At 66.9% G+C, this 18558-nt stretch carries 19 protein-coding genes and 1 tRNA gene; 8 read left to right on the top strand and 12 right to left on the bottom strand.

Annotated elements, in window-relative coordinates; all coding sequences use genetic code 11:
• Both DZG09_RS16800 and DZG09_RS16240 read right to left on the bottom strand, forming a co-directional pair.
• Positions 1 to 1512: collagen-binding domain-containing protein (locus DZG09_RS16800; protein WP_205529212.1), on the bottom strand; the 1512-nt coding region annotated here is incomplete at its 3' end.
• Positions 1513 to 1670: 158 nt separating this feature from the next.
• Positions 1671 to 2330 (bottom strand): TetR/AcrR family transcriptional regulator, encoded by a 660-nt coding sequence (locus tag DZG09_RS16240; RefSeq protein WP_240424115.1) that lies wholly within the window; start codon positions 2328 to 2330, stop codon positions 1671 to 1673.
• A 175-nt stretch (positions 2331 to 2505) separates the two neighbouring features.
• Here DZG09_RS16240 and DZG09_RS16235 point away from each other — a divergent pair, with 175 nt between their 5' ends.
• Positions 2506 to 2934: an organic hydroperoxide resistance protein gene (locus tag DZG09_RS16235; RefSeq protein ID WP_119698790.1), complete on the top strand. Its 429-nt coding sequence runs from the start codon at positions 2506 to 2508 to the stop codon at positions 2932 to 2934.
• Between the two features lie 450 nt (positions 2935 to 3384).
• Here DZG09_RS16235 and DZG09_RS16225 read toward each other — a convergent pair whose 3' ends face one another.
• A complete protein-coding gene (locus DZG09_RS16225; RefSeq protein WP_119698788.1) occupies positions 3385 to 3990 on the bottom strand; it encodes a TetR/AcrR family transcriptional regulator in 606 nt (201 codons plus the stop codon).
• Between the two features lie 89 nt (positions 3991 to 4079).
• On the opposite strand from DZG09_RS16225, the gene DZG09_RS16220 reads away from it, so the two are divergent.
• Positions 4080 to 4832, top strand: a complete 753-nt coding sequence (locus tag DZG09_RS16220) for a hypothetical protein (protein ID WP_119698787.1) — start codon at positions 4080 to 4082, stop codon at positions 4830 to 4832.
• Positions 4833 to 4975: 143 nt separating this feature from the next.
• Here the strand turns inward: DZG09_RS16220 and DZG09_RS16215 are convergent, their stop codons facing one another.
• On the bottom strand, positions 4976 to 5752 hold the full coding sequence (locus tag DZG09_RS16215; protein ID WP_119698786.1) for an alpha/beta fold hydrolase: 777 nt from the start codon (positions 5750 to 5752) through the stop codon (positions 4976 to 4978).
• On the opposite strand from DZG09_RS16215, the gene DZG09_RS16210 reads away from it, so the two are divergent.
• Positions 5751 to 6683 (top strand): helix-turn-helix domain-containing protein, encoded by a 933-nt coding sequence (locus DZG09_RS16210; RefSeq protein WP_205529211.1) that lies wholly within the window; start codon positions 5751 to 5753, stop codon positions 6681 to 6683. The two genes, DZG09_RS16215 and DZG09_RS16210, sit on opposite strands and share 2 nt — an antisense overlap.
• A gap of 89 nt (positions 6684 to 6772) precedes the next feature.
• Here DZG09_RS16210 and DZG09_RS16205 read toward each other — a convergent pair whose 3' ends face one another.
• Both DZG09_RS16205 and DZG09_RS16200 read right to left on the bottom strand, forming a co-directional pair.
• Positions 6773 to 7699 (bottom strand): NADP-dependent oxidoreductase, encoded by a 927-nt coding sequence (locus DZG09_RS16205; RefSeq protein WP_119698785.1) that lies wholly within the window; start codon positions 7697 to 7699, stop codon positions 6773 to 6775.
• Positions 7696 to 8511 carry an SDR family NAD(P)-dependent oxidoreductase gene (locus DZG09_RS16200; RefSeq protein ID WP_119698784.1) on the bottom strand — a complete coding sequence of 272 codons (816 nt, stop codon included), beginning with the start codon at positions 8509 to 8511 and terminating at the stop codon, positions 7696 to 7698. The genes DZG09_RS16205 and DZG09_RS16200 overlap by 4 nt, the downstream gene beginning before the upstream one ends.
• Before the next feature lie 171 nt (positions 8512 to 8682).
• On the opposite strand from DZG09_RS16200, the gene DZG09_RS16195 reads away from it, so the two are divergent.
• Entirely contained in the window at positions 8683 to 9288 is a 606-nt protein-coding gene (locus tag DZG09_RS16195) for a TetR/AcrR family transcriptional regulator (protein WP_119698783.1), read from the top strand.
• Positions 9289 to 9556: 268 nt separating this feature from the next.
• The gene (locus DZG09_RS16695) at positions 9557 to 9730 is read left to right on the top strand and encodes a hypothetical protein (protein WP_162893369.1); all 174 of its coding nucleotides are present in this window, start codon (positions 9557 to 9559) and stop codon (positions 9728 to 9730) included.
• Positions 9731 to 9980: 250 nt separating this feature from the next.
• On the opposite strand, the gene DZG09_RS16190 is transcribed toward DZG09_RS16695, so the two are convergent.
• The 4 genes from DZG09_RS16190 to galU all read right to left on the bottom strand — a co-directional run bounded on the left by DZG09_RS16190 (position 9981) and on the right by galU (position 12971).
• Positions 9981 to 10056: transfer RNA gene (locus tag DZG09_RS16190), tRNA-Ala, on the bottom strand.
• A 102-nt stretch (positions 10057 to 10158) separates the two neighbouring features.
• The gene (locus DZG09_RS16185; protein WP_119698782.1) at positions 10159 to 11379 is read right to left on the bottom strand and encodes a large exoprotein; all 1221 of its coding nucleotides are present in this window, start codon (positions 11377 to 11379) and stop codon (positions 10159 to 10161) included.
• Between the two features lie 69 nt (positions 11380 to 11448).
• Positions 11449 to 12063: a GNAT family N-acetyltransferase gene (locus tag DZG09_RS16180; RefSeq protein WP_119698781.1), complete on the bottom strand. Its 615-nt coding sequence runs from the start codon at positions 12061 to 12063 to the stop codon at positions 11449 to 11451.
• A 20-nt stretch (positions 12064 to 12083) separates the two neighbouring features.
• Complete coding sequence (galU, locus tag DZG09_RS16175) at positions 12084 to 12971, bottom strand: UTP--glucose-1-phosphate uridylyltransferase GalU (protein WP_119698780.1); 888 nt, start codon at positions 12969 to 12971, stop codon at positions 12084 to 12086.
• Positions 12972 to 13055: 84 nt separating this feature from the next.
• Between galU and DZG09_RS16170 the strand changes: the two genes are divergently transcribed.
• The 3 genes from DZG09_RS16170 to mscL all read left to right on the top strand — a co-directional run bounded on the left by DZG09_RS16170 (position 13056) and on the right by mscL (position 14423).
• Complete coding sequence (locus DZG09_RS16170; RefSeq protein WP_119698779.1) at positions 13056 to 13643, top strand: 5-formyltetrahydrofolate cyclo-ligase; 588 nt, start codon at positions 13056 to 13058, stop codon at positions 13641 to 13643.
• A 21-nt stretch (positions 13644 to 13664) separates the two neighbouring features.
• Positions 13665 to 13949 (top strand): FmdB family zinc ribbon protein, encoded by a 285-nt coding sequence (locus DZG09_RS16165; RefSeq protein ID WP_119698778.1) that lies wholly within the window; start codon positions 13665 to 13667, stop codon positions 13947 to 13949.
• Between the two features lie 72 nt (positions 13950 to 14021).
• Entirely contained in the window at positions 14022 to 14423 is a 402-nt protein-coding gene (gene mscL / locus DZG09_RS16160) for a large conductance mechanosensitive channel protein MscL (protein ID WP_119698777.1), read from the top strand.
• 90 nt (positions 14424 to 14513) lie between these two features.
• Here mscL and DZG09_RS16155 read toward each other — a convergent pair whose 3' ends face one another.
• Together DZG09_RS16155 and DZG09_RS16150 are read right to left on the bottom strand one after the other, a co-directional pair.
• Positions 14514 to 14720 carry a hypothetical protein gene (locus DZG09_RS16155; protein ID WP_119698776.1) on the bottom strand — a complete coding sequence of 69 codons (207 nt, stop codon included), beginning with the start codon at positions 14718 to 14720 and terminating at the stop codon, positions 14514 to 14516.
• A gap of 61 nt (positions 14721 to 14781) precedes the next feature.
• A complete protein-coding gene (locus DZG09_RS16150) occupies positions 14782 to 18474 on the bottom strand; it encodes an AAA family ATPase (protein WP_119698810.1) in 3693 nt (1230 codons plus the stop codon).
• Between the last annotated feature and the right edge of the window lie 84 nt (positions 18475 to 18558).

Raw genomic sequence — 18558 nt, 5'->3', positions numbered from 1 at the left:
CGCATCCACACCGTCTGTCGCGTCGGTCCCATCGGCTCCGTCCGCGGCGTCGATCCCATCGGCCGCATCCACACCGTCTGTCGCGTCGGTCCCATCGGCTCCGTCCGTGGCATCCGTGGCATCCGTGGCATCCGCGCCGTCGACCGCATCCGTGCTGTCGGTCGCGTCGGTCCCATCCGCGGCATCGATCCCATCGGCCGCATCCACACCGTCTGTCGCGTCGGTCCCATCGGCTCCGTCCGTGGCATCCGTGGCATCCGCGCCGTCGACCGCATCCGTGCTGTCGGTCGCGTCGGTCCCATCCGCGGCATCGGTCGCGTCAGTCGAATCGGCGGCATCGGTGGCGTCCGTGTTCGTGGGCTCGGCGGCGCACGGCAGACGGCCCTCGAATGCGTGGTGATGGACCTCGCCGCCACCAGCGGTCGTGACGTCGCCACCTGCGAACCACTGGCCGTTGGCCGTGACACCGGACGAGAAGCTGAGGTCTGCACTTGGCGCCCAGATCGCGCCGAGCGCCAACCCGTCGATCGTGACGGAACCGCTCACCTCTGACAAATCGAGCAGGATATGGCTCGACAGCGACTGCTGAGCACCCGCCTGAGGCGACCAGCCGTCGAAACGAAGCTGCCCCAGGTCTGTGGTGCCTGGCGCTACCCTGACGACCAGGGGGGCGTCGGCCGTCGGCTCGTAGCCGTCAGCACGGTCGAGCTTGATCGTCTTACCCGCGATGACCTCGTAGTCGATGACGTTGGGCATGTCGACTGCGAAATCCTCGACATAGACGAGACCGCCCTCATCCGTCACGGTCACGGGGTTGCTCAGGCCCTCCGCCGGTTCGTACATCTCCGCAAGGCACGTGTTGGCGTGAGCGACCTGCGCATCGACGTCGCCGAAGTATGCGCTGACGGTCGACTGCTCGGTGGCGTAGTCCGTGACATCCGATCCCTCGTAGGGCACGGTCTTCAGATCGATGATCCCGCCATCGGCGTTCATCACTCGCAGGAAATCCTCGCCCGCGGCGTTGCCGACTCCGCCTCCGCGCTGCGAACCGGTCAGTCCTGCAACGTCGACCAGCTTGACCACGGCGTTGGCTTCGGGCGAGTCGGCCGCAATCGTGCCGGTATCGTCGCGGTTGGAGACGTCGAATCCGCCCGACCCGCTGAACCGCTCGGCGAGGAGCCTCACCGGAGTTCCGTCGATCATCGGGACCGTGTAGTGCGCCTCCCCCGCCGCGGCGTGCAGCAGCGGGAAGCCGTTCTGCTTGCCGGACGAGACAGACCCGAACGCGGCGGCCGATCCTTCCAACTCCCCGTTGGCCAGGTGCACATCACCCTGCGACACGATCGTGAATCCGTCGTTGACGTCGAATGGGTTGAACGTCTCCGTGGCAGCAGTCGCTGATGATGACGCGCCCGCGATGATCACACCCGCGACGAGTGCGGTGGCACCCGCGCCGAAAAGCGCACGTCTGTGCTTCGCCCATCCGAAAGATGGGCGCGCTGAATCCTGCATGTTTCCCCTTCGCTCTTGTGAGCTATCCCCCGATAGCGGCGCAGACAGGTGACCATGAGGTCACCGAAGAATCGCCGGGCGCAACCTTATGGGAGCGCTCCCATCAATGTCAAATCCGAACCGGTGCGGCGCAATCCAGCGACGACGCACCAACGCCCTCACGCCGAGCGACTCCGCCCGGCCCCGTGCGACTCGATCACCGCACGGAACGCTCGCGCGAGTGCCGAACTCACGCGAGCGGCGTCCGAGAGATACCCGTTGACCATCGCGCCGTCGCGCAGCATCATCAGCTCGTCTGCGGCGAGATCCGGAGCATCCGCTCCCGCATGCCTCGCCATGTCCGCCAACTCATCCCCGAACCACGCGCGATGGCGATCCACCACGACGCGCACCGGATGAGCCGGATCCGGATACTCGGCGGCCGCGTTGATGAACGAACAGCCGCGGAACCCCGGCCGACAGGTCTCCGCACCGATGCCGTGTGCCAGCAGTTCGAACGCTTTGTCCCAGTCGGAGCCGACGGATTCGCGAACGGTCGTGATCGCCTCGGCCTCCCTGGTCGCCTGCCTTTCGAGGTACGCGACGATGACGTCGACCTTCGTACGGAAATGACGATAGAACGTCACTTTCGTCACATCGGCGCGTTCGATGATCCGATCGGCGCTCGTGGCGTGGATGCCGTGCGAGTAGAACAGCTCGCTCGCCGCGCCCAGAATGCGCTCGCGAGTCACCGCCCCGCGCGGGCCGGGTCGACGCTCACCGCCGCGACCAGGGTGTTCCGGTGCGGCGCCGAAGGAGCGATCCGGCTCTCTCATCATGACTCCATTCTGCACCGCTCTCGGTGTGAGCTTGCGGTTTGACGTAGGGGCACTAGTTCGTCTACATTAACAAGCACGCGGATCGATTGGTCCCTGCCTCACCTCGCTCGCCGGTCACACACCCACCGAGCGGGCGGCCTTCACCGATCCGCTCCTCCGACAGAAAGAGCACCCCATGCCAGAGAACCTCTACACCGCGATCGCCACCGCAACCGGGAACGGCCGAGCAGATGGCCGTGCGACGACCGATGATGCACTTCTCGACGTCGAGCTGTCCATCCCCCGCGAGATGGGCGGCCCTGGCGGTGCCACCAACCCCGAGCAGCTCTTCGCCGCCGGGTGGGCCGCGTGCTTCCACTCCGCACTCAAGTCAGTCGCCGCCGCACAGAAGGTTCGCTTCACGGACTCCGCCGTCGTGGCCGAGGTCGGGATCGGATCGATCGGCGACGGCCGCTTCGGGCTGTCCGCTGCACTGCACGCAGAGTTCGGCGGCATCGACCAGGCCACGGCCGACCAGCTCGTCGAGGCGGCCCACGCCGTCTGCCCCTACTCGAACGCCACCCGCGGCAACATCGAGGTCACGATCGACGCCACCGTGGCGTAAGCGGCGGGCCAGAGACCGGAGACGAAGAAGAGGCCCGGCCTGAGCGGAGCCTCTTCTTCACTGTCTCAACACAGTGTGGACATCCTGGGAAGCAATTTCTTCCCCAGACGATCAGCTGACCAGGTGTTTCATCTCATCGATCTGGCGAGCAAGGCCCAGAACGGAAGCGGGAGCACAACCCTGAAGCGGGAACCGAATCGAACCCGAGTACGGCGACCGAAGCTCAGCGACGAGCAGATCCGACTGCCCGTCGAGTGCTACCAGGTCGGTGATTCGATGCATCCATTCGCTCGGCGCTTAGGTGTCCACCGTGAGACGGTCGACAGGAAGCTGCGACAGGCGGGCGTCACGATCCGCACGGCATAGGTGGCTCATCGCATCTGAGGTCGAGTTCTCGGATGCGTCGGTGCTGAGTGTGATTCCAAGACACAGATCTCGGCATGTCCGCGGTCATACGTGCCGATCCAGTCCTGGATCGTCGGCCTGACCTGGCGGAGAAGTGATCGGTTCGCTGCCGGTGAGATAGTGCTGAATGGTCGGCCCGAGCCACGCAACGATCTGAGCTCGAGACATGCCCGCGACGGGAGGGAAGGCGAGCACAAAGCGACACAGCGCCATCCCCAGGATCTGCGTGGCCGCCAGCGCGGCCCGGGTCATCCCCTGGGTGGGGTCAGGACTCGCCATAGCAGCGACCGGCGCGAGCTGAGCGGCGAAGATCGACCTCATGCGTTCTGCCGCCGCGTCATCGGTGACTCCTGATCGCAAGAGGATCAGGAGGGAATCGTCGCGTTCCCAACGTTCGAGGAAGTGGGTGACGATCGCCGCGCCGATCTGGTCTGAGGAGACCTCGGCCAGATCCGGCAGTTCCAGATCGAACTCGGCGGCCGCGGCGAACAGGCCTGCCTTGTTGCCGAAATAGCGCATCACCATCGCGGGGTCAATGCTGGCATCCGCGGCGATCGCGCGGATGGTGGCCCGATCGTATCCGTCGGCAGCGAACCTCAACTTTGCTGCATCCAGGATCGCGGCTTTGGTTTCCGTCGACGACCTACGCATGACCCCAAGTGTAAGCCAACGCTTGTTGACATCATCGCCGGCCAGTCATAGTGTTGATGCCAACAAGTGTTGACATACAAGGAGCGGCAATGGAGACAGAAGTCACGTTCGTCAATGATCACCGGGCAGCCCCAGCGCGACTTCAACCCCCCACGGACAACGGATTCGCTCTCATCGCCATCGAGATCGGCCGCTGGGCAGGACCGTTCCCACTCCCGACGCGGGCACGGAGTGAGGCGCTCGACCAGGTCGAACCGTTGCTGCAGAGCCTCAACAACCGAGACGACGTCATAGAGGCAACAGCATTCCGTGCGGCGTTGCGGCCACCAGGAGAAGGCGGACGACTGCTGCGGGCCGCCGGAGTCGCGCCGGCGCGCTACGACGTTGTCGTGCTCGTCCGCACGCGTACCGTGTCAGATCTGGACGCGGTCCGCGCAGATCAGGCTTGGCAGAAGCTGGTGACATCGCTCGATACGCGTGCCCGGCGCATGCATCAGCTCACCGCAAGCAGCCCAGCGCGAATCGCCGACGTCGATCATGACCCTGGAAATGTGTTCCTGTTCAACTACTTTCACAGCGCAGATCCCAAGACAGTCCGCGCTGTGTGGGAATACACTGCAGGCTGGTTCCAGCGCACGACGGCACTCGCAGACTCCGTCCCCATGCAACCGTTGCCCGAAGCATCCCACGATTACACCCTTATCAACCACTGCAGCTGGCCGAACTTCAGATCGTTCCTGCCGCACCTGCTGCTGCGGCCGAGCTTCCGCAGGTTCGTCCTGGCGAACTTTGCCGCCAACACCATTGCCGCCCAGCCCATCATGTACAGGCGACACATGTGAACTGCCGACTCCCGCAGAACGCACGACGATCGTGTCTTCAGTCACGGACACAGCAGGAATAGGAGATCGGGCTGCGCGCGGGAGAGGACGTTCAAGACTGCGGACATCGCAAGTTCGAGCATCTGGTGCCCTCCTTCAACCGGTCACCGGGCGTCGATGAAGCCCTCGATCGCCTCGGCAAGTGCCGCAGTCGCCTCCAGCGGGAGGAGGTGTCCCACGCTCGGAAAGACCACCATCTCGGCGTTGGACAGGTACGGCATGAGGTTGTTGCGGAGCACTGCCACCGGCTCGACCTGATCGTGTTCGCCGGCGATCACGAGCGCGGGGACGCCGACCATCTGCGTCCTGTCGCTGATGTCCTCCGCGATGCCCCGGAGCGGCCACTCGGCGCGGGCATCGCTCGCGCTGGCACGGGAGTCCTCAAGGACCTGCATCTTGTGGTGCTCGGAAAGCGAGGTGGCCGTGAGGATGTGGTCTCGGGCACCGACAACCGTCGCTTCCGTGTCGTAGGCATGTGAAAGACCTTCCCGATACTCGGGGGTGATCTCGGCGGCAGGCTTAGCCGGCCCTGACCCCACCAGCACGATGCCGCGCAGACCAACAGGCTCTGTCGCAGCAATCAACTGGGCTACCTTCCCGCCCATCGAGTGGCCGACCAAGACGAATTCCTGCGCCTGCGCGTTCGCGAGGATGGCGACTGTGTCGTCGGCGAGTTGCTGCAGCGTGTACGGGCCGGGCAGGTCCTTCGACCTGTTCCAACCCCGGAAGTCGATGCACAGGGTGTCCCGCCCAGGAAGCAGGTCGACGACCGGCTGCCAGGTGCGCGCAGAGCCTCCCCAGTAGTGCAGGAATACCAGGGTTGGAGCCGTGCCGTCACGGTGGTCGTAGGCGGGCAGTGCCTGCTGCGATTCGATGGTCATGATGAGTCTCCTTTTCTTCACGACGTCCGTCGCCGATACTCGATTCCACCGCAGGAGCATCGCTGAGCGCATTCGCACGATCCGTCTGCATCTGGTGGAAAATGGACTCATGAACGATGTTCGACAACTGACGTACCAGCCCACCGGCACTGGTTCTCCCGCGGTTGAAGTGTTGACATTCGAGCGACTCCGGCAGCTCAACGACGGCCGGACGCAGCGGAGCGACTTCCATGTGCTGGCGATTCTCGACGCCGGGCGTGGTCGTGTCACCGTGGATTTCCACACACGTCCGCTTGCGGCACGCAGTGCGGTGTGGATTGCCGCCGGCGCCGTCCACCGCTGGGGGGATATCGCAGAACTGGCGGGGACCCTGGTGCTGTTCGTCCCCACTGCACCCGTCACGCATGCCACCCGGGAGGTCGCCGCCACCTCGCACATCACCCCCACCTGGACCGTCCCAGACGACGCGTGGCCGAGCATCGACGCCGCCCGTCAGCACCTGCTCCTTGAAGCCGGAAACCCGATAGCGGACGCATCGTCGGAGCTGCCACAGATCCTGCTGTCAGCGCTCATCGCCCTCCTGGACCCGCCCCGCACGGTGCAGCCGACGGAGAGCGGCACGTTCGAACTGTTCCGGGCCAGTGTCGAGGCGGATTTCCGCGTACACCACGACGTGGGCTACTACGCTCGGACACTCGGATACGCACCACGCACGCTCACCCGCGCCGTGCAACGCGCAACAGGCGGCACAGCCAAGGCGTACCTCGTGGAACGACTCATCCTCGAAGCGAAACGACTCCTCGTCCACGACCGACTTCCCGCCGCCCGCGTCGCCGCGGAACTTGGTTTCCCCGACGCTTCCAACTTCTCACTCTTCTTCCGCACCGCCACCGGCACGCCGCCCGCAACCTGGTCGCGAGCATCCCGGTGAGCGTCGCGGTGAGGATCGTGCGGTCGACACCGTCGCCCCCGCCTGAAGCCCGAAGAGCCGCCAAGAGTTCTTCCTGGAGTCGGTGACGGCTACACCATGACGATGATCTTCCCGTGGACGTGACCAGCCGACTGCAATGTGACAGCCTCCCGGATCTCGCTGAGGGGGAAGCGAGCGGCGATCGGAACGGTCACCTCACCTCGGCGGATTGCCTCTGTCATGCGCCCGAGAGAAGCAGGGTCGGCCGCGAAAGCACCGGTGGCATGCACACCGGGCAGGCGGCGCTCGGAAGCGACGGTGGCGATGCGCGATGCCGGAACGCCAAGAGCGAGGGCAGCCTCGGCGGTATCCGAACCGTGAAGGTCGATTGCGGCGGTGATGCCGCCAGTGTCGGTCTCACGGAGCCGCCTTGGCAAGGTGGGGCCGTATGTGATGGGAACCGCACCGATCTGTCGCAGGAAGTCAAAGGTGCCCAGCGCACCCGTACCGATCACCTTGGCTCCGGCGAGCCGAGCGAGCTGGACGGCGAGGACGCCCACGCCTCCGGCAGCCCCGCCGATCAGAGCGACGTCAGCAGGGCCCAGTCGGATCGCCTCGATGGCTGCCAGGGCAGTCAAGCCCGGGGTCGGCAAGGCTGCGGCGGTGGCATCGTCAATGCCGTCCGGGATGGACACAAGCAGGTTCGGTGGCGCCAGCGGCACGCGCAGCACCACATGATCGGCAGCGGCACCGACGAGCACGCCGCCATAGACGCGGTCGCCTTCCGCGAACCCGGCGACACCGTGCCCGACCTCGTCCACAACGCCAGCGAGGTCACAGCCGAAACCGGACGGGCCGGTGATGCCGAACATCGCCGCATGGCGAACGGAGGCCGCAATCTGCCAGTCCATCGGATTCAACCCGATCGCGCCAACCGCGATACGGATCTCCCCCGGGCCGGCGTGTGGGTCAGGGATCTCGCGCACGTCAAGCACCTCCGGACCGCCGAAGGTAGACCGGTAGACGACGCGGCTCACGCGGCACCGCCGGCGTCATCGGTGAGCGCCTGCTTGATGATCCGTCCGTACATCCGCACCGAGGTCGACCGCGGTAGGAGGTACTTCGCGGCCATGTCAGCAAGGTTGTTGCTGAAGCCAGGGATGACGTGGGCGCGCTTGCCGAGGCTGTCGAGGGCGGTGCGCGCAACCTGTGCTGGGTCCATTTTGGCTCCGCCCATCGTGCTGAAGTCGATTCCGACTGCGTTGTCCAGTCCCTCGGTCTGGGTCGGGCCCGGGGAGACGACCAGCACGTCTACGCCGTCCTTCTTCCATTCGTAGTTCAGTGCCTGACCAAGGGAAAGGACATACGCTTTGGCCGCTGCGTAATTCGCCTCGTACGGCACCGGGCTGGCCGCGATACTGGATGACACGAGGATGAGGGCGCCGCGCTGGCGCCGGACGAACTCGCGCCCAAAGCGGTGCGCGAGTTGGAGTGGCACGGCCGCGTCGAGGGCGAGGACGTCCAGCTCGTCCGCCAGGTCGTTGTCCACGAGGGGCCCGGCGTAGTAGATGCCAGCGTTCGCGACGACGATCCCGACATCAAGTCCCGCGACCTCCTGCGAGAGTTGATCGATCGCCCCGTTGGCGAGCAGATCCAACGCGACGGTCCTGCATTCGATGCCGTGCTCGTCCGAGATCTCGGTGGCGAGTTCTTCGAGACGGTCCTTGTGGCGTGCGACCAGGACGACGTTCACCCTCGCGGCAGCCAGCTGCCTGGCGAACTGTCGACCGATACCGGAAGATGCTCCGGTGACGATCGCGTAAGCACCGTAGGCGCGGAGGTCTTTCATGTTGTCGGTCCTATCTGCTTGGCGGCATCAGGCGGGGGGAGAGAGCAGCCCAATGACCGGTCGGATGACTCTGCTCCGCCGCTCATGCAGACTTACATGCGCACGTTCCAGAAGTCGATAGGAACGCTACTACTTCTTGAATGATGAGTCAAGAAGTAGTAGCGTCATTGCATGGCAAGAACTGGACGGCCCAGAGGGTTTGACCCGGCCGACGCACTCAAGAGCGCACGCGACGTCTTCTGGGCCTCCGGCTACGGCAGCACGTCGATCCAGGCGCTCGTCGACGGGGTAGGCCTGGAACGCGGGAGCCTCTACGCGGCGTTCGGTGACAAGCGCCAGCTCTACTTCGAGGCCGTGAAGCTGTACTGGTCCGAGTACGAAGCGTCGTTGCGATTGGCGCTCGCACGCATCCCACTGCTTCCCGCGCTACGCGAAGTGCTGATCATGCCCGCCCAGCTCGGAGCCGTTGCATCCGATCCCCACGCCCCACACGGCTGCATGATGGGCAATACCGTCGCTGAGCTCGTGCCGCAGGACTTCGACGCGACCGCTCTGGTCGCGGAGTCATTTTCCCAGTTCACCCGCTTGACGGCCGAGGCGCTTCGTCAGGCTCAGGATCGCGGCGAGGTCACCGCGGCATCGTCTCCCCAGGCGCAAGCACAACTACTCCTCGTCCTGGCCGAGGGTACGGCGCTCCTTGCAAGATCAGGCACCGACCCCAAGCTTGCGTCGGCGGCAGTCGATGCCGCTATCGCTGGACTTCGCCCGGCAAAATGAGCCCCGACGACGGTGGTGGTGACCCGGCGCGGAGTTCCCAGAGGATTCACTCTGGCCCTGAGCGTCGAGCCCGACGACGTGCGACGATCCACAGGCGGTGGTGATCGCAACCCGAGTGTCGTGGCTGCCGATGGCCCGTTCACGACGACCGACCCGATTCGCACCGGAGCGCGGTTTGCTCCAGGTGGCCAGCCGGAGGCAAGTCTCGTAGAGATTCTCTCGATCCCTTTCGTGGTATCCGAAGAACAGCGGCGAGTAGTGGAGCTCCGTGAGGCCACCATCTGGCCGGTTTTCAGCGTTTCTCAACAAGCAACTCGACAACCAGCCCATCGCGCTCGACAGCCAAGAAGACAACCTGCTCGCCGACGATGAGGTGGGTAGACGCCTCAATCGGGCCTTGTTCGGCGTCATCTGCATCGTCGACGAAGAGGTGGTCGGATAAGATCCTCAAACCACCACGACAAGCTGTACGCTGCCGAGTCCGCCTACGACACCGCCCGGACGGGCCCGAACCAAGGACGAGACCCTCGCCGCGTTCACTCGAGCGTTCATCGAGGCACACGGCACCCAGAAACACCAGAAGGCCACCCCGGAGGGTGGCCTTCTCGCTGACATCCACGTGCGTGAAGCGGCCATGTGGGGATCACTGTTCACCAGCAGCCTCGCGGCTGTGGGTTCTAGTAACCCTCCTATGGTGGAGCATAGGGGATTCGAACCCCTGACCTTCTCATTGCGAACGAGACGCGCTACCAACTGCGCCAATGCCCCTTGAACAACCTCATACACGTTACCAGATCACGGATGGAGTCCTCGCCGTAGGTGGCACGCGGATGGCTCGCAACGGGTCGCAGCCGGATGTCGCTGCAGGCTTCAGCCTGCCGCTCGGCGCGCGATCAGCGTGCGGACGTGCTGCTCGATCTCGGCGTCGTCGACGTACCCCATCGCTGCATACCGACTCGGCTCCGCTGCAGACAGGGCGGGCGTCGCCGCGGGCTCCACCGCCGCAGCCGGATCGGATGCCGCACGCTCCACGCGATGCGGGGAGCGGATCGGCAGCGGCTCGGGACGAATGCGTTCGGCTTTCTCCCGCAGCGCCTCTTCATCGGCCGCGCGCAGCAGCTCGACCCTGGCGGCCTGCGCAGCTGCCACCGAGGCCGCCTGCGAGCCGGCTGTCGTCGACATGGGCGCGGGAATCCTCCGCGGTGTCCAGCCACGATCGGCCGCGTTCAGCAGACCCGCCTCCGAACCCAGCCCGGCGCGCCGCACCTCGCCCGACACGACCTCGTTCATCCCAGAAGCCGACGAGCGCTGCTCGCGGACCGAGGCTCGCTGGGCGACATGCGCCATCCGGCGCAGCGTCAGTGCGGCGACTGCGAACAGGGCGATTCCGCCCGCTGCGAAGCCCGCCCATGCGCTGAACGCAACGCCTGCCAGGGCAAGCCACGCACCCCATCCAGCGAGCGCGATCCCCGACAGAGCGATCAGCATCGCCGCGAAGCGAACCCGTCGACGGACCGCGGCGCGATCATCGCGCGGCGGTCTCTCGCCCGCCGCAGTGTCCGGTTCCTCTGGCTGTGCGGGTACCGTCATCCGCACACGCTCGACCCTGCGCGCCTCCCGTGCCGCGGCGACGCTACGAGCCTGCAGGCGCTTCTGCGCGTCGGCTTCCCTCGCGTCGGCACGTCGCTGGGCGTCGAGATCGCGCTCAGCCTCACGCCGCTGGAGCTCCGCCTGCACTGCCTCGAGCCGCTGACGGCGTTCTTCGATCTCGGCGAGCTCCCGTTCGCGTTCGAGGCGCACCTGCTCCGCCTCGATCTCTTCGCGCTCGCGCTGCAGCCGCTCGACCTCGGCCTGCGCCCTGCGTGCAGCCTTCTGCTGAGACCGCGCCTGGCGTGCGGTCAGCTCGACTCGCACCTCATCCGGAGTCTCACTGGTCTCGGCGAGCACGCGCAGGGCGCGGTTCAGTCGCAGCGCATTGCGCTCCGCCGCGTCGTAGCGCGATCGACGCATGATGCTCGGCAAGAGATACAGCAGCCAGAGCAGCACAGCGACGAGTACGACGACGCCTCCGCCCAGCACCTGTCCTCCCATGCCGCAACGCTAAGCGAGAGGTCTCGTATACCGCGCTCGACGCGCGGACGCCCGGTGAGACACGCCGGGCTACCCCTGCGGGATGGCCCCAGCGTCGGGCGGCACGCGACCCTCCGTCCAGCGCTTCAGCACGCCGTCAGGGACATCCTCGCGCACGAGCGCGAACGCGTGATGGTCGCGCCAATCACCGTCGATGTGGATGTACCTGCGCCGGAAGCCCTCGTAGCGGAAGCCCAGCTTCTGCACCACGCGCAGGCTCGCCGCGTTCTCGGGCCTGATGCAGATCTCCATCCGGTGCAGGCCCATCTCGAAGAAGCACATGTCGGTCGCCAGCGCCACCGACACCGGCGTGACGCCGCGCCCCGCAAACCGTTCGCTCACCCAGTAGCCGATCGTCGCCGACTCCAACGAACCGCGCGTGATGCCCCACACGTTCAGCTGACCGGCGACCTCGCCGTTGTACTCCATCACGAACGGCACGCCGCCGCCGTCGCGGTACTGCTGAAGCAACCGTCTGATCGACAGCCGCATATCGAAGGAGACGCCGCCGCGCGGGCTCGTCGCCTCCCACGGCCTCAGCCATGTGCGGTTGGTCTGCAGCTCGTTCTGCAGCGTGCGCGCGTCGCGGGGGCGGACGAGCCGGATGGACACGAGCCCATGGCTGTGCGCCGACGTCGATTCCATCCGACTTCCTGCGCCGCGGGCTACAGACCCGCCGCGAACTCCTTTATCCACGGACGCAGCTCCGGACCGAGGTCCTCGCGGTCGGCGGCGAGCCTCATGATCGCCTTGATGTAGTCGAGCTTGTCGCCCGTGTCGTAGCGGCGACCGCGGAAGATCACGCCGTACACGTCGGTCTGCTCAGGATCGCCTGCGACTTCCTTGAGCGCGTCCGTGAGCTGGATCTCGCCGCCCTTGCCCGGCTCGGTGTGCTCGAGCACCTCGAAGATCTCGGGGGTGAGCAGGTAGCGGCCGATGATCGCGAGGTTGCTCGGGGCGTCCTCCTTGGCCGGCTTCTCGACCAGGTCGGTCACCTTCACGACGTCCGGGTCGTCGGTCTTCTCCACCGAGGCGCAGCCGTACATCGAGATCGTCTCGGGGTCGACCTCCATCAGCGCCACGACCATGACGCCGCGCTTCTCGTTGACCTCGATCATCTTCGTCAGCAGCGGGTCGCGCTCGTCGATCAGATCGTCGCCGAGCATGACGGCGAACGGTGCGTCGCCCACGTGCTGCTTTGCACGGTGCACGGCGTGGCCGAGGCCCTTCGGCTCCCCCTGGCGCAGCAGGTGCACGTCGGCGAGGTCGCTGGAACGCGTGACGTGGCCGAGCTTCGAGTCGTCGCCCTTCTCGGTGAGCCTGCCCTCGAGCTCCGGCACCGAATCGAAGTGGTTCGCGATCGCGTTCTTGTTGCGGCCGATGATCATCAGCACGTCGCGGATGCCGGCGGCCACTGCCTCTTCTACGACGTACTGGATGGCCGGCTTGTCGACGACCGGCAGCATCTCCTTCGGCGTCGCCTTCGTCGCGGGCAGGAATCGCGTGCCGAGGCCCGCGACCGGCATCACGGCCTTGATCTTTGCTCGTTCCATGGCCCCACCCTAAGCGATGCCGCGGACAATCCCCCGGAATGACCTCCCGAGCCCGATGCGCCATGCCCCGCCTACACTCGAGTCATGGCGGACGAGGCGCGGCACGCGAAGCGGGCGCTGCGCGCGCAGGTGCGCGAGCGCAGACGGGCACTCGCACCGACCCGGCGCCAGCAGGCGGACGCCGGCTTCACCGAACAGCTCGAGGCTCTCGTCGCAGCGCACAGCGCAGCGAGCGTCTCGTGCTACCTCTCCTCCCCCACCGAACCAGGCACACGCGGCTTCCTCGCCGCGAGCATGGGACGAGGTCTGCGCATTCTGCTGCCGATCTCGCGCGGCGACGGCGTGCTCGACTGGACCGTCGCCGATCCGGACGGCGACGAGGTCGAGACGGCTCTCGGCGTGCCGGAGGCGGTCGGCGAAGCGCTCGGCCCGCTCGCCGTGCATGACGTCGATCTGATGTTCGTCCCCGCCGCCGCCGTCGACCGCGAAGGGTGGCGGATGGGATGGGGCCGCGGCTACTACGACACGACGCTCGCGTCATTGGCGAACAGGCCTCCCATATACGCGGTGATCTATGATTCAGAGTTGGTGGACGCGGTGCCCCGCGAGATGCACGATCAGCCAGTGACGGGCGTCGTCACGCCCACCCGCACGATCACCTTCGCGCGATGAGTCCCGACGAGTGAGGTCCCGTTGCCCACATACGCCTACGCCTGCAAGAGCTGCGGCCACGCCTTCGACGCCGTTCAGGCGTTCTCCGACCCTTCGCTGACGAACTGCCCCGCATGTGGGGGCTCCCTGCGCAAGGTCTACGGTTCGATCGGCGTCACCTTCAACGGCTCGGGGTTCTACCGCACGGACTCCCGCGGCTCGTCTGGAGCATCTGCGACCGGTTCCGGCGCGGCATCCGGAGATTCCACCGCATCTGCGCCATCATCTGATTCCGGAGCGAAAGCTCCCGCTCCGGCGTCTTCCTGACCCGGCGCGAGTACTCGCGCATCTTCGCTGAGTGCCGTTCGGCCGATCAGTCGGCGAGGGAAAGGAATCCGGATGCTCCAGGGCTTCAAAGAGTTCATCATGCGCGGCAGCGTGGTCGAGTTGGCCGTCGCCGTCGTCATCGGCGGTGCATTCACCGCGATCGTCAACGCATTCGTCGAGGCCATCATCAATCCGCTGATCGGTGCGTTCGTTCCCGCAGGAGACCTCGCCGCGTGGACGGTCACGATTCCCGGCATCGTGACCGACGCTGAGCTGGGCGTCGGCGCGATCATCTCCGCTGCGATCAACTTCCTCGCCATCGCCTTGGTCGTGTACTTCGCGCTGGTCATGCCGATGAACAGGCTCGCCGAGCGCCGCGCCGCGAAGCGCCCCGTCGAGGAGGAGCCGGCAGGTGCGACGCAGGAGGAGCTGCTCACCGAGATCCGCGACCTGCTCGCCAAGGATCGCGCCTGATCCGACTCGATTCGCACGCAGCGGGCGCCGCATCCGGACGAGCCGGGCGGCGCCCGCTTCCTCCTCGGTGCGTTTGTCGGTGACGACGCGTCAGTAGTGGGGCGGGACGTCGGCGCGGAGTCGCTGATCGTTCGCGCCGCGCTCCCCCTTCGCCATCACACCAGGCTCGTGCCCGCGCACGGTCGCCTCAGCGTCCGCGTCGCCCAACGTTCCTGCAACCCTGGTCAGCCGCGCGCGCCGCGCCCCGGAAACACGCTCGACGCGCTGTCGCTGCGGGGGATCATCCGAGGCTGTCACGCCTCCAGAATACGCCCCTGGTTCAGGCGCCAGATGCGTGCCATCGGTCAGCGCAGCCGGGTCAGAGGTCCATCGGCTGGGTGTCGCCCTCGGCCTTGTGCGTGTCGCCGGGCACGCCGAGGACTGCGGCGATCCGCCCTGCGACAGCGACCGGATCGCTGTACAGGTCGAACGCGTGCACGCGCACGTAGTGCCAGCCGAGGCGACGCAGCACGTGGGGGCGCAGTCTGAGGGACTCGCGCAGCGATTCGCCGCGCGATTCCGGGTCGGACTCCACGACGACGGCTCTGCCGCCGTGCTGGGCGACGAGCGGGAGCAGTCCGCGGTAGTCGACATCGACGGCGACGCCGATTCGGCGCAGCTCCCGCGCCAGAGCGAGAGTGAGAGGGTCGGCGAGATCCTCGAGCCTGGCCTCGCGATCGTGCGAGGACAACCCGGACAGGATGCTCATCAGCGTCGCTGCACCGTACTCGAGGCGCCCCTCGTCGAACGCCGAGGGCCTGATGCACGACACGATCACCATGGAGCGGCGCGCTCGGGTCATGCCGACGGTGAGAAGCCTCTCCCCGTCGGGCGTCGACAGCTCGCCGAAGTCACTGAGCACGCGCCCGTGCTTGGTGAGTCCGTAGCCGAGCGTGAAGATCACGCGGTCACGGCTCTCCGCCACCGCCTCTTCGAGTGTGAGCACGGCGAGCGGCTCGCTGGTGTCGCGGGAGACGAAGTCGGCGACATCGCTGCGGCCGGAGAACGCGATGTTGATCGCATGGCGCACCCGGTCGGCGTGACGCTGGTTCGCGCTGACGACCATCAGCGACTCCCTCGGCCTGTTGATGGCATGCTCGACGACGAGCGAGACGACGCGCGCCACCTCGGCGTCGGGGCTGGAGACCGTGCCGGTCTCCGGATCCGGCGCACCGAGGCCGCCTTCGACGTAGTCGACCGTGAGGCTGCCGCGCCCGAGGTATGAGCCCGCCCACGGCAGGGAGACGATCTCACCGCCGTAGAACGCGTCGTTCACGAGGGCGGAGAGGTCCTCGCCTCCCGCGCGATAGCTCCGCGTGAGCGTCTCGACCGGGAGTATCTCGGCCAACGACTCGAACAGGCTGGCCCCGTCGAACGGCGCCTCTTCATCCGGTCTCACACCCGGCTGCACCAGGAACGGCGTCGGCTTCTGCGTCACCGGGTCACCGATCGCGACGACATGACGGGCGCGCCTGATCGCCGGTGCCGACTCTGCGACGCTGATCGCGGCGGCATCGGCGACGATGACGGCGTCGAAGCTCTCCTCCTGCGGCAGCTGCGGCGCTTCATAGGGCGAGGCGATCCATACCGGGGCGAGCGTGCGCATCAGCGCAGGAGCGCGCGCGGTGAGTGCCGCGGCATCGGCATCGCCCCTGGTGAGCACCCGCTTGAGCGCCTCCGCCTCATCCGGCTCGTCGATGATGCCGATCTTCCACTGCGCGGCGAGCTGCCAGGCCAGCAGCGAGCCTGACGCGGATGCGTGGGCTTCGTCGACCAGGCGGAAGTCGCGCTCGAGCTTGTCGACCACCGAGGTGTTCGCACCGAGCAGAGCACGATCGGACTGCAGCAGGTGCTCCAGCGCCGACTGCCACCACGCGAACTCGAGTTCCTCCGCCACGCGTCCCTCGTCGACGTGGCGAACGGCGAGCTCGTTCAGCAGCGGCTCGAGGCCGAGCGCGCCGAGCTTGGCGCGCAGCTCCGCGCGCTCGACGATGTTGTCGAACACCTTGCTCTTGGCGGCGAGACCGCCGAGGGTGCGCACCAGGCGCGTGACCGGCATAGCCGCGAGGCGGGTGCCCCTCGACAGCGCACCGTCGAGGCGCTCCAGGTCTGCGGTGACGCGCTCCCACTGCGACTGCACATCGGCGAGACCGATCGGGATCTCCGGTACGGTGCCGACGTCGACGAGATGCTGCCACTGCGTGCGCTGATGCTGAATGCGCACCAGTGCCCTGTGCATGTCACCGACGTGCACGCCGGGGCGCACGTACTCCTTGGCGAGCCTCTTGAGTCGGCGACGAGCCGCTCCGGAGAGCGTGGCGGATTCCCGCCGAGGCATGTGCGCCTTGATCAGATCGGCGAGGGGGCGCTCGAAGACCGTGGGGCTGAAGCGGTCGAGCGAATCCCGGATGCCGCTGAGCAGTCGCAGATACTCGCCGAGTTCGTCGAAGGTCGAGAACGGCCGCATCTGCGTCTGCGAGATGAGCTCGTAGCCGCGCTCCAGCACCTCAGGCACGTCATCGGCTTGCAGTCGGCCCGCCAGCTCGTGGGCGGAGCGGGCCTCCTCGGTCGTTGTGAAGGACACGCCGTACCACGGCGACTCGTCAGGCCCGACTCTGAACTCGCCGAGTCTGGCGGCGAGTGTGAGGGTTCGGGCGGCGTCCGTCCGGTCGCCTGCGAGCCTCTCCAGGGCGTCCAGGCCGAGCCGCGCACTGGTCGAGGGCGGGTTCGCGAGGGAGGCGAGCCTGGTCAGTCGCCGTGCCGCGTCGAGCGGCGAGACCCGGATGGTGCGGTGCTCGCGCACGAGCGCCCTCCGATAGTCGCGCAGCACGGTGCGCAGGCGCACGAGGGCGTCATCGATGTCAGAGACATCGGGCTGGACCGCCTTCTCGTTGCGGCCGATCGCCCTGATCAGGTCGCGGCGCAGCGACGTCGGCGAAACCGCCAGCGCGTCGAGGCCCACGGCGGCGAGCCGGTGCCTGATGCCGTCCAGCGTCGAACGGCGCGGGCTCACCACGAGCACGCGCTTGCCTGCTCGCACGAGTGAGCCGACGGCGTTGATGATCGTCTGCGTGCCGCCGGTGCCGGGCAGCGTGTGCACGACGATGGACTGCCCATCCGTGATGCGCGAGAGCACGCGCTCCTGCTCCGCGTCGGCATCGAGCAGGAGGGTGTCGGATGCCGGCGAGCGCTCGTCGGGGTGCGGGGTCTCCGGCACATCGCGGTCTCCGCGCAGCGACTGCAGTGCGCCGTCGTGCCCAGAGAGGGCGTCGATGACGGGATGGTCGAGCTCCGACAGGTCGCTGGCCATCGCACGGCCCACGTCGGCGAAGGTCGATACGATCAGCCGAGGACGCACGCTGAACGTGGCGATGTCTCGCGTCACCATCCTGAGGTGGTCGATGACGGGCTGCGGCTTGAAGACTCCATCGGAGTGCGCGAGCGCGGCGAGCTGCGCCCCATCGACCTCGATCCCGTACTGCTCGCGCAGCGCTCGGACGAGCTCGGGGTTGACGGAGAACCCTCCGTGCAGCTTCAGTTCGAATGTGGTGTGGTGCCTGCGGATGCCGAGTGGGCGCAGCAGCACCGGCGCGGTGAAGCGCTCCCCTGCAGTCGTCCAGGTGGCGACGCCGACCGCCAGTCGCACCGCGTCGATGGCCCTGACGTTGCGCAGTTCGACATGCTTCGCCGTGATCTTCTCCGCGGCGATCCTGGCCGTGCGCATCGCGACCTCGTCGCGGAACAGGTTCGACAGAAGCGTCGAACGCCCCGTGATGAACTGCGGCAGGCTGGCCGGGTGCGCCGTCGTGACGTCGATCGCTGCATCGGCTTCGTCCGCGAAGTGCAGCAGCGGTGACGGCCCCCCGAGGGCTGCGGCCGCGGCACGCAGCCGGTCGCGTTCGGAGTCGGCGGCGTGCACGACCTCGACACCCGGTTCCGCGACACCCAGGTCGGTAGGGTTCGCGGTCGCCGCGGAGTCGGTATCCGCAGCGTCGTCATCTGCACGCCACACGCTGTCAGAGTATGCACCCGCCGCCACCGCAGGGCGTGCATCCTCGGAGTTTCGCGGGATTGCCGCTGAGTTCGCACCGATCAG

The organism is Microbacterium halotolerans, from assembly GCF_003569805.1.
GTDB lineage: Bacteria > Actinomycetota > Actinomycetes > Actinomycetales > Microbacteriaceae > Microbacterium > Microbacterium halotolerans.
Note: the sequence above shows the minus strand (reverse complement) of the source record. Positions and strands in the feature narration are given on the sequence as shown.